Raw genomic sequence first — 11,020 nt, 5'->3', positions numbered from 1 at the left:
ATCAACATTTTCTTGGAAGCCGCTATGATAATTCATAGCGGTTTCATTACGACATATTCAAATCTATGACGGAATGAAGCAAAATATATAGGATATTAGCTCAAGGAGGGATTCCAGTTGAGTCAAAACGTTACAACAGTAACACAAGAATTAGTCGAACCTATATTAGAGCAAATGAATCTTGAATTAGTTGATGTAGAGTATAAAAAAGAGGGAAAGAATTGGTTTTTGCGTGTATTCATCGACAAGCCCGGCGGGGTGGACATTGAGGAATGTGGCCAAGTTTCAGAACATCTTAGTGAAAAGTTAGATGAAACGGATCCCATTGAAGGCGCTTATTTCCTTGAGGTTTCCTCTCCTGGAGCTGAAAGACCTCTTAAAACCCAGGCGGATTTTAATAGGTATGTTGGTGAGCACATCTATGTTAAATTATACGAACCTATGGAGGGCGAGAAAGAATTCGAAGGAACGCTGGTAAGTTTCGAAGATGAGACAGCCGCCATTGAGATTCGCATTAAAGCACGCAAGAAACAATTACAAGTACCGTTCAACAAAATTGCAAAAGCCAACTTGGCGGTAACTTTTAATTAAGGGGGATAAACTGTTGAGTAGTGAACTATTTGATGCCATGAATTATTTAGAAAAGGAAAAAGGCATTGACAAGGACTTGCTGTTAGAGGCTCTAGAAGCAGCTCTTATTTCAGCTTATAAGAAAAATTTCAATTCAGCCACAAATGTTCGAGTAGATATTAATGAAGAAGAAGGCAGCATGAAAGTATTTGCCAGAAAAATCATTGTGGAAGAAGTTATGGATTCGCAGCAAGAGATCTCTTTAGAGGAAGCGAAAGAAAAAGATCCAAACTATGAAGAGGAAGATGTCATAGAGGTGGAAGTTACACCGATGGACTTCGGAAGGATTGCTGCTCAGGCTGCGAAGCAGGTCGTAACGCAGCGCGTGCGCGAAGCTGAACGCGGAATTATTTACGGTGAGTACGTCGATCGTGAAGAAGATGTTATGACGGGCATCATCCAGCGAAAAGACCCTCGTTTTGTTTATGTGAACTTAGGGAAAATTGAAGCCAGGCTTCCTGAAGGCGAACAAATGCCGACAGAAGTATATGAGGTTCATGACCGACTTAAAGTTTTCGTTACTAAAGTCGAAAATAGTAATAAAGGACCGCATATTTATGTTTCCCGGACCCATCCAGGTTTACTGAAACGATTGTTTGAAATGGAAGTTCCTGAAATTTATGATGGTACTGTAGAAGTTCGTTCTGTAGCACGTGAGGCTGGAGATCGTTCAAAAATCTCTGTATTTGCTGAAGATCCTGAAGTGGATCCGGTAGGTTCTTGTGTAGGACAACGCGGTCAGCGTGTACAAGCAATTGTCAACGAGCTGAAAGGGGAAAAGATTGATATTGTTCAATGGTCAGAAGACCCTGTAGAGTATGTATCTAACGCTTTAAGTCCCTCTAAAGTAGTTGAAGTCCTCGTAGATGAAGATGAAAAAGCCACTACTGTTGTCGTTCCTGATTATCAACTTTCACTAGCTATAGGAAAAAGAGGGCAAAATGCTCGCCTGGCTGCAAAACTTACAGGGTGGAAGATTGATATTAAGAGCGAAAGTGAAGCTTTAGAAGAAGGTATTATTACTGAAGAATCTGCTGATAATGATACAGATGTAGAAGATATTACGGAAGATTAAGGAGGGGGAGCGATGGCCCGTTCCAAGAAACAACCGCTACGTAAATGTGTGGTAACTCAAGAGATGAAGCCGAAGAAAGAGTTGATCCGTGTGGTTCGAAACAAAGAAGGAGAAGTTTTTGTTGATCACACAGGAAAACAAAATGGACGAGGTGCTTATGTTTCAAACAGTCTTGATGTCATCGATCAGGCCGAACAAAAGCAGTCCTTGAATCGTCATCTTAACACCCAGGTTGATGCTTCGATCTACCAGGATTTAAGAAAAGCAGCAGAGGAGTCTTCTTCATGAGTTCATACCTTAATCTCTTAGGTATTGCTCTTCGTGCAGGGAAACTGACGCTGGGAGAAGAACATATCGTTAAAGATATACAAAACAAACGAGCCAAGCTTGTATTAATTGCAAACGATACAGGTAAACAAACGAAAAAGAAGCTAACAGATAAATGTAGCTTTTATCATATACCCTGCTATATGGTGGATGATCGTGAAACTCTTTCACATGCCATAGGAAAGTCAGGGAGAGTCGCGATCGCAGTTCTTGACCAAGGATTTGCGAAAAAGTTGCAATCGCTGCTCGATGAATCTATTCGGGGGTGAACGTATGAGTAAAATGCGCGTATATGAATATGCCAAAAAGAACGAACTTTCTAGTAAACAGGTAATTGATAAATTAAAAGAGTTAAATGTTGAGGTTTCCAACCACATGTCAACAGTGGAGAATGACGTGAAAGGTAAATTGGACCAGGCCTTTAGTAAAGGGCAGGCACAATCGAAGCCGGCAAATGATAAACCTGCTGCAAACAAACAGAAAAGCCAGCAGCCTAAAGGGAAGAATAATCAAAAAGGCAACAAGCCAAATAAGAAAAACCAACGTCCTCAACAAAAGCAGCAAGGAGGGCCTAAAAACGATAAGCCTAAACAAAAACAAACACCAGAAAAGATTACGTATACTGGTTCTCTTACAGTAAGTGAACTGGCTCAAAAGTTGAACAAAGATGCGACAGAAATCATCAAGAATCTGATGATGCTTGGTGTAATGGCCACTAAAAATCAGGATCTAGATCCTGATTCAATTGAGTTAATCTGTGCAGAATATAACGTCGAAGCCAAAGAAGAAGTAGTTATAGATGAAACAGACATTGAGAATTTAACGGAAGAAGATGCACCAGAAGATCTACAAGAACGTCCGGCTGTTGTTACAATAATGGGCCACGTAGACCATGGTAAAACTACACTTCTTGATTCCATTCGCCATACAAAGGTAACAGAAGGCGAAGCGGGCGGAATTACACAGCACATCGGTGCCTATCAGGTAGAGGAAAACAATAAAAGGATTACTTTCTTGGATACGCCCGGGCACGCAGCCTTTACGAGCATGCGTTCACGAGGCGCACAAGTTACGGATATCGCTATTCTTGTAGTTGCAGCGGATGACGGGGTTATGCCGCAAACGCGTGAAGCAATTAACCATGCGAAAGCAGCTGAGGTTCCAATTATCGTAGCTGTTAATAAAATGGATAAAGAAGGTGCTAACCCTGACCGTATTATGCAGGAGTTAATGGAATATGAATTGATTTCTGAAGAATACGGTGGAGAGACTATTTTTGTTCAAATGTCTGCTGTGAAGGGCGAAGGAATTGATGATTTACTGGAAATGATTGTATTAGTCTCTGAAATTGAAGAGTTTAAAGCTAATCCAGATCGTCCAGCGTTTGGTACGGTGATTGAAGCAGAGCTTGATAAAGGGCGCGGTCCTGTAGCTACCTTGCTTGTTCAAAACGGTACCCTTAATGTCGGAGATGCCATCGTAGTGGGTAACACGTTCGGCCGTGTTCGTGCTATGGTAAACGATTTAGGCCGCCGCGTTAAAACGGCTGCGCCCTCAACTCCTGTAGAAATTACCGGTTTAAATAATGTTCCTCAAGCCGGGGATCGCTTCCTCGTGTTTGAAGACGAGAAGAAAGCGCGTTCCATTGGAGAAGCACGGGCTCAGAAACAACTTGAGGCAGACCGCAGCTCCACAGCAAGAGTCAGCCTTGATGATTTATTTAGTCAAATTAAAGAAGGTGAAATTAAGGATATTAATCTAATCCTTAAAGGTGATGTTCAAGGATCTGTTGAAGCATTAGCCGGCTCACTCGAAAAGATTGAAGTAGAAGGCGTAAAAGTAAAAATTATACACACAGGTGTCGGTGCGATTACTGAATCTGATATTTCCTTAGCTTCCGCTTCAAATGCGATCGTAATTGGTTTTAATGTCCGGCCAGACGGGAATGCTAGAAAAGCGGCAGAGTCTGAAGACGTTGAAATTCGTCTGCATAACATCATTTACAAAGTGATGGAGGAGATTGAGGCAGCGATGAAGGGAATGCTTGACCCTGAATATGAAGAAAAAATCATTGGTCAAGTTGAAGTACGTGAGATCTTCAAAGTTTCTAAAATCGGTACAATTGCTGGTTCGTACGTAACAGAAGGTAAGATTACGCGTAACTCCGGAATTCGTGTGATTCGTGATGGCGTCGTCATTTACGAGGGTGAAGTGGATGCGCTCAAACGATACAAAGATGATGCAAAAGAAGTAATGCAAGGATATGAATGTGGTATAACTGTGAAGAACTTTAATGATTTAAAAGTAGGCGACATTATCGAGCCATATATTATGGAAGAGATTGAACGCACATGATTTTGAGCGCTGAGGTGGAATGTTTTGTATATGAAGCCCAGTCCTTAAAGCAGAAGCGATCCGTTATTAAAAGAATTCAAACTAGGTTAAGCAACGAGTATAACGTGGCGGTAAGCGAATTAGATTTTCAAGATTTGTGGCAGCGTACGTGTATAGGAATTGTGACGATATCCAGTAGTAAAGTCATTGCTGAACAAACGATGCAGCAAGCTTTAGCCTTGATTGATTCTTTTCCAGAAATAGAACGGACGAACACTTTTACTGAATGGTTGTAATGTTGTGGTTGAAGAGGTGAAAAGATATGAATGATTTACGCGCAAACCGTGTCGGTGAGCAGATGAAGAAAGAATTAACCGATATTATCAGCAAAAAAATTAAAGACCCAAGGGTCGGATTTGTCACGGTTACTGAAGTTAAAGTAACGGGTGACCTGCAGCAGGCTAAAGTTTTCATTTCTGTACTTGGAGACGAAAAGCAAAAGCATGACACCCTTGTTGGGCTTGCGAAGGCAAAAGGTTTTATTCGTTCGGAAATTGGTCAGCGAATTCGATTGAGAAAAACACCGGAAATCACATTTGAATTTGATGAAGCCATTGAACGCGGTAATAGAATTGAAACCATTCTTAAAGATTTAAACGATACTGAAAACTAATTAAGCCTTTAGCTAGACATTAACCATTAAAAATCCGTGCTGTTCTAGCACGGATTTTTTAATGAATGATCTTTCATTGAAGGGGTGGAAACGAATGAACGGAATTTTACCATTGTGGAAAGAAAAAGGGTTTACCTCCCATGATTGTGTCAGTAAAGCTAGAGGGATGCTAAAAACAAAGAAAATCGGTCATACGGGCACTTTAGACCCTGACGTTGAGGGTGTCCTGCCTCTTTGTATTGGCAAAGCAACTAAAATTGTTCCTTTCTTAACGGACACGGAAAAAGTGTACGAAGCTGAAGTCACAGTAGGCAGTGCGACAGAAACAGAAGATGCTTCGGGAAATGTAGTCGATTGTCAACCTGTCACTTCACCACCATCAAAACAAGAAATTGCCAACGTTCTTCAGAAGTTTGAGGGGATGATTACGCAAATCCCGCCTATGTATTCGGCTGTTAAAGTAAAAGGAAAGCGTTTATACGAATACGCTCGCGCTGGGGAACAGGTGGAGCGTCCTGTTCGATCGGTTATCATTCATAAGATCCTGCTTCATGAAAACTCCATTGCTTCCTTAGGTGAAGTATTTACTTTCAAAATTACAGTGACTTGCTCAAAAGGTACGTACATAAGAACGCTTTGCGCAGATATAGGTAAAGTCTTGGGATATCCAGCTCATATGTCTTCTCTTGTTCGTTCAAGAACTGGAGACATAACCAAAGCAGAGTGTTATACACTTGACCAAGTCCAGCAGTTCGTGGACGCTGGCAACCCCGAACAAATTATACTGCCATTGGGCAGAGGACTCACTCATTTAAATGAGATGCAGATCAGTAATGAGCAGCGTTTTGCATTTGAGCATGGCCAAGTTCTTGAAAACCCCAGCGGTGACTTAAAGGAGCCATTTGTTGTAAAATATAAAGACGAGGTTCTGGCTGTTTATCAGCAGCATCCTACTAAACCTGATAAAATAAAACCGATAAGAGTATTTTGATTTAAAGCAGGTGACAATCAATGAAAATAATCCATTTGAGCGAAAAAGATATATCTCAATCTAAACAGGTTTCTCCTTGCGTGCTAGCTGTTGGTTTTTTTGATGGAATTCATAAAGGGCATCAGCGTGTTATCTTTACAGCCAAACGTAAAGCTGAAGAGCTGGGTGTAAAAAGTGCAGTTATGACGTTCGACCCGCACCCTTCTGTGGTATTAAATCATAGTGTGAAACATGCCAAATATATAACGCCGCTGCCCGAAAAAGAGAGGATCTTAAATAACGCCGGCATTGATACATTATTTATCGTACATTTTGATAAATCGCTGGCTTCTCTGTCTCCAGAGCAGTTTGTAGAGAATTTCTTTGTTTCTCAAAATGTTCAGCATGTAGTGGCAGGATTTGACTTCACATTCGGGTTTAAAGGCAAAGGCACAATGAAGCTGCTACCCGAATATGCCAAGTCCCGTTTTACAACGACAACCATTCAGCAGGTTTCTGAAGATGGTGAAAAGGTAAGTTCAACTAGAATTCGAGACCTTCTTGATGAAGGGGAACTTGCACTGGTAAATCGTTTACTGGACCGTCCTTACAGAATAACTGGAGAAGTGGTTACAGGGGACCGCCGCGGCCGGACTATTGGCTATCCTACTGCAAATTTAAGTTTGAACAGTGAATATTACATGCCTAAAGTAGGTGTGTACGCAGTTAAAGTAATCTTAGGCAATCAAGAGTATAAAGGGATGGCTAACTTAGGGTTTAAACCTACATTTAATGATGAAAAAGTTAAGAACCTTGAAGTTCATATCTTCGACTTTAATCATGATGTATATGGACAGGAAATAGCCATCGATTTCTACAACCATATTCGCAGTGAAGTGAAATTCAATGGAATAGAGGAGCTTATTAGACAGCTTAAGGATGATGAAGTAAAGTCTCGTGAATTATTAGCTTCTCTATAAAAAAAGAATGAGGATAGAATAAATGAAGTTTTACTTTACCCTTGCATTTTTGTCATAAAAATTGTACTCTTGAATATGGAACCTTCGCTTGGCGGAACGTATCTCCGACGTCCGCTCGGGGTAAGGGAATTGTAAATATTTATAGGAGGTGTAGCTATAATGGCTATCACACAAGAACGTAAACAAGAACTAATTAATGAGTACAAAACTCACGAGAATGACACAGGATCTGCAGAAGTTCAGATTGCTGTTCTAACGGAACAGATCACGAACTTAAACGATCACTTGCGTACACACAAGCAAGATCACCATTCTCGCCGTGGCTTGCTTAAAATGGTAGGTAGACGCCGTAACTTGCTTAATTACCTACGTAATAAAGACATTACACGTTACCGTGAGTTAATTAAGAGCCTTGGCCTACGTCGCTAATGTAACTAGAAAAAGCGGGAGTTGATCCCGCTTTTTCTGTATGTTTACATAAAATTAAGTGTAAACTGTGAAATAGAAACGACTTTATTAACAGTGAGTGAGAGGAGTTAAATACTTTATGGCAGAAGAGAATCAAGTGTTTTCTATAGAAGTATCAGGACGAACCTTCTCTGTAGAAGTTGGTGAGCTGGCTAAACAAGCCAGCGGCGCAGCCATGATTAAATATGGCGATACGTCCGTTCTTTCTGCAGCTACAGGTTCAAGAGAGCCTAAAGACCTGCCGTTCTTCCCGTTGACGGTCAACTATGAAGAAAGACTATATGCAGTAGGGAAGATACCTGGAGGGTTTATTAAGCGAGAGGGACGCCCAAGTGATAAAGCTGTACTGGCTTCACGTTTGATTGACCGCCCTATTCGTCCATTATTCCCAGATGGGTTTAGAAACGATGTACAAGTGATTAGTACTGTTATGAGTGTGGATCAAGATTGTTCTACTGAAATGGCCGCTATGCTGGGCTCATCCATTGCTTTAGGGATTTCGGATATACCATTTGGAGGACCTATTGCTGGTGTAGTTGTGGGGCGAGTAAACGGAGAATTTATTATTAATCCTACGGTGAAACAGCAAGAAGAGAGTGACATTGATTTAACTGTAGCTGGTACAAAAGATGCCATCAATATGGTTGAAGCAGGAGCACTTGAAGTTTCTGAAGAAGACATGCTTGAAGCAATCATGTTAGGACACGAAGAAATTAAACGTCTTGTCGCTTTCCAAGAAGAAATTATTGAAGCTGTTGGAAAAGTAAAAATGGATGTTCAGCTATTTGACCTTGATCAAGAATTAAAAGACAAGGTTGAAGGAGAAGCTAGACAACCATTAGTTGCAGCGATCAAAACAGAAGAGAAAAAAGCTCGTGAAGAAGCTATTGACGAAGCGAAAAAAGCGATCGTTGAGTCTTACGAAGAGTTAGAAGCGGATGAAGATACGATTAAACAAGTAAAATCTATACTTGATAATATCGTAAAAGAAGAAGTACGCCGTTTAATTACGAAAGATAAAATTCGTCCAGATGGCCGTGGCGTAGATGAAATTCGTCACTTATCTTCAAGAGTCGGAATTTTACCAAGAACTCACGGCTCTGGTTTGTTTACACGTGGACAAACTCAAGCGCTTAGTATTTGTACATTAGGAGCACTTGGCGATGTTCAAATTTTAGATGGATTAGATTTAGAAGAATCTAAACGCTTTATGCACCATTACAATTTCCCTCATTATTCAGTTGGTGAAACTGGACCTATTCGTGGGCCTGGACGTCGCGAGATCGGACATGGTGCTTTAGGGGAACGTGCGCTAGAAGTCGTTATTCCATCTGAAAAGGAATTTCCATATACCATTCGACTTGTATCAGAAGTGTTAGAATCAAATGGTTCCACTTCTCAAGCTAGTATTTGTGCAAGTACATTAGCTATGATGGATGCTGGCGTACCTTTAAAAGCACCTGTAGCAGGAATTGCCATGGGACTTGTTAAGTCTGGAGACGATTACACGATTCTTACTGATATCCAGGGCATGGAAGACTTTTTAGGTGATATGGACTTTAAAGTAGCCGGAACTGAAAAAGGGATTACGGCTCTGCAAATGGATATTAAAATTGAAGGACTTTCACGCCAAATTCTAGAAGAAGCGCTTGAACAAGCGAAGAATGGCCGTATGGAGATATTAAATTCCATGATGGCGACGCTTCCAGAGTCCAGAAGCGAACTTTCTCAATATGCGCCTAAGATCATGACCATGAAGATTAATCCGGATAAAATTCGTGACGTTATCGGACCTAGCGGAAAACAGATTAATCAAATCATTGATGATACGGGTGTAAAGATTGATATCGAACAAGACGGAACAGTTTTCGTGTCTTCAACTGATGCTGAGATGAACAAAGTAGCTATGAAGATTATAGAAGATATCGTTCGTGAGGTAGAAGCAGGAGAAGTTTACGAAGGAACAGTTAAACGCGTAGAGAAATTCGGAGCGTTTGTAGAACTGTTTAAAGGAAAAGAAGGGCTTGTCCATATTTCTGAACTTGCAGAAGAACGTATTGGAAAAGTAGAAGATGTTGTTTCCGTTGGCGATTCAATTAAAGTTAAAGTTAAAGAAATTGATAAGCAAGGAAGAATAAACTTATCAAGAAAAGCAATACTCGTTGATGAGAAAAAAGCAAAAGAAACTAGTGAGTAATAAAAACAGAGACTGGGCAGCCAGTTTCTTTTTTATGCTTTTTAGATAGTAATGGATTTAACGCCCCTAGTATAAGGTCGTCCTTTTATGCATACATTTTACTAAAGGGGTGGGTCAATATGCGTGGATTCATACAATTACTGTCTGCTGTACTGCTTTTATCGATCATACTTACAGTTATAAATTATTCCTCAATTCCAACTTCAACTACATCCTCTTTATATAACACGATTAAAGAAAAGCAAAACGACTATTACATCCCGCCTGAAGATGCTCGAATCGATAAAGTGTGGAAAAAAACACCCGGATTAAATGGAAAAAAAGTAAACGTTGATGAATCCTATCAGAACATGAAAAAGGACGGAAAATTTATAGAGAATAAACTTATATATGAGCCTGTATCCCCAAAGACTTCAATTGATGATTTGCCGCCTTCTCCCATATACCGCGGACATGATCAAAAAGATATGGTCAGTTTTCTTATTAATGTTTCATGGGGAGAGGAATATATTCCCGATATACTTAAAATCCTTAGCGACCATGACGTTAAAGCCAATTTTTTTATTGATGGAGCATTTGCACAACGTCATAAACAGCTTGTAACGATGATAGCGGAGGACGACCATATAATAGGAAGTCACGGGTATAATCATCCTGATTTTTCTAAAATGGATGCCGCCTCTACAGAAGAGAACCTTCAGCGGACGAATAATATTTTAAAAGCCTTTACAGATAATGAAATAGAATGGTTTGCTCCTCCGTCCGGCAGTTTCTCTAACATTACTGTAACTACCGCGGATAAATTAAACCTTGAAACAATCCTGTGGTCCGTCGATACAATTGATTGGAGAAAGCCTACAAAAGAGGTTCTAATTCATAGAGTAACGACAAAAGTTCACAATGGAGCAACCATCTTAATGCACCCAACTGAAGTAACCTTATTAAGTTTAGAGGATCTTATTACACAATTAAAAGAAGATTATAAGATTGTTGATTTCCCTCAATTAATTAGCGAGAAGCGGTAAAGGGGTGGCAAATGGTGAGGTTAAAACAACTGTCTGCAAAGGAAGTCATTGATGTGAAAGAAGGCCGAAAACTAGGGGTGTTAGGCCAAGCAGATTTAAAAATTGATCCAGATAGCGGTGAAATTATATCACTAATAATCTTAAACAAAGGATTGTTTCATTCCAGAGGAGAAACAGTGATTGATTGGAACCATGTAGAGATTATTGGAGAAGATACCATATTAATAAACAATGAGCTGTGACGATGTGTCACAGCTTTTTTTATGCCTTCATAGACTGCTTAAAGTGAGGAGTTTAGAACACACTTACGAAAGTAAATGTGCATACGATACAAGGAGATG

Annotated in this window: 13 protein-coding genes; all 13 read left to right on the top strand. The window is 40.2% G+C overall.

Annotation, left to right across the window (positions count from 1 at the left end; all coding sequences use genetic code 11):
• Positions 1–117 precede the first annotated feature (117 nt).
• The 13 genes from rimP (at position 118) to ACGTNH_RS11035 (ending at position 10,921) form a co-directional block, all read left to right on the top strand.
• Positions 118–591, top strand: coding sequence for a ribosome maturation factor RimP (rimP, locus tag ACGTNH_RS11095; RefSeq protein WP_394586852.1), 474 nt, complete (start codon positions 118–120; stop codon positions 589–591).
• Between the two features lie 13 nt (positions 592–604).
• Positions 605–1,705, top strand: a complete 1,101-nt coding sequence (nusA, locus tag ACGTNH_RS11090) for a transcription termination factor NusA (RefSeq protein WP_394586850.1) — start codon at positions 605–607, stop codon at positions 1,703–1,705.
• Between the two features lie 12 nt (positions 1,706–1,717).
• A complete protein-coding gene (gene rnpM, locus ACGTNH_RS11085; RefSeq protein ID WP_394586848.1) occupies positions 1,718–1,993 on the top strand; it encodes an RNase P modulator RnpM in 276 nt (91 codons plus the stop codon).
• On the top strand, positions 1,990–2,301 hold the full coding sequence (locus ACGTNH_RS11080; protein WP_394586846.1) for a YlxQ family RNA-binding protein: 312 nt from the start codon (positions 1,990–1,992) through the stop codon (positions 2,299–2,301). Before rnpM ends, ACGTNH_RS11080 begins: the two co-directional genes overlap by 4 nt.
• A gap of 4 nt (positions 2,302–2,305) precedes the next feature.
• Entirely contained in the window at positions 2,306–4,387 is a 2,082-nt protein-coding gene (gene infB / locus ACGTNH_RS11075) for a translation initiation factor IF-2 (RefSeq protein WP_394586844.1), read from the top strand.
• Positions 4,384–4,662, top strand: a complete 279-nt coding sequence (locus ACGTNH_RS11070; protein ID WP_394586843.1) for a DUF503 domain-containing protein — start codon at positions 4,384–4,386, stop codon at positions 4,660–4,662. The genes infB and ACGTNH_RS11070 overlap by 4 nt, the downstream gene beginning before the upstream one ends.
• Before the next feature lie 26 nt (positions 4,663–4,688).
• Positions 4,689–5,039, top strand: coding sequence for a 30S ribosome-binding factor RbfA (rbfA, locus tag ACGTNH_RS11065; RefSeq protein ID WP_188376033.1), 351 nt, complete (start codon positions 4,689–4,691; stop codon positions 5,037–5,039).
• A 94-nt stretch (positions 5,040–5,133) separates the two neighbouring features.
• Entirely contained in the window at positions 5,134–6,030 is an 897-nt protein-coding gene (gene truB, locus ACGTNH_RS11060) for a tRNA pseudouridine(55) synthase TruB (RefSeq protein WP_394586842.1), read from the top strand.
• A gap of 20 nt (positions 6,031–6,050) precedes the next feature.
• Entirely contained in the window at positions 6,051–6,989 is a 939-nt protein-coding gene (locus ACGTNH_RS11055; RefSeq protein WP_394586840.1) for a bifunctional riboflavin kinase/FAD synthetase, read from the top strand.
• A gap of 159 nt (positions 6,990–7,148) precedes the next feature.
• Entirely contained in the window at positions 7,149–7,418 is a 270-nt protein-coding gene (gene rpsO, locus ACGTNH_RS11050; protein ID WP_188376030.1) for a 30S ribosomal protein S15, read from the top strand.
• 118 nt (positions 7,419–7,536) lie between these two features.
• Entirely contained in the window at positions 7,537–9,654 is a 2,118-nt protein-coding gene (pnp, locus tag ACGTNH_RS11045) for a polyribonucleotide nucleotidyltransferase (RefSeq protein ID WP_394586839.1), read from the top strand.
• 119 nt (positions 9,655–9,773) lie between these two features.
• Positions 9,774–10,679 (top strand): polysaccharide deacetylase family protein, encoded by a 906-nt coding sequence (locus tag ACGTNH_RS11040; protein ID WP_394586837.1) that lies wholly within the window; start codon positions 9,774–9,776, stop codon positions 10,677–10,679.
• A 14-nt stretch (positions 10,680–10,693) separates the two neighbouring features.
• Positions 10,694–10,921, top strand: coding sequence for a YlmC/YmxH family sporulation protein (locus ACGTNH_RS11035; RefSeq protein ID WP_394586836.1), 228 nt, complete (start codon positions 10,694–10,696; stop codon positions 10,919–10,921).
• Positions 10,922–11,020: the final 99 nt, after the last annotated feature.

Source organism: Halobacillus sp. B23F22_1 (genome assembly GCF_043497005.1).
Classification (GTDB): domain Bacteria; phylum Bacillota; class Bacilli; order Bacillales; family Halobacillaceae; genus Halobacillus_A.
The sequence above is the reverse complement of the archived record's forward strand: the minus strand, read 5'-3'. Positions and strand labels throughout refer to the sequence as shown.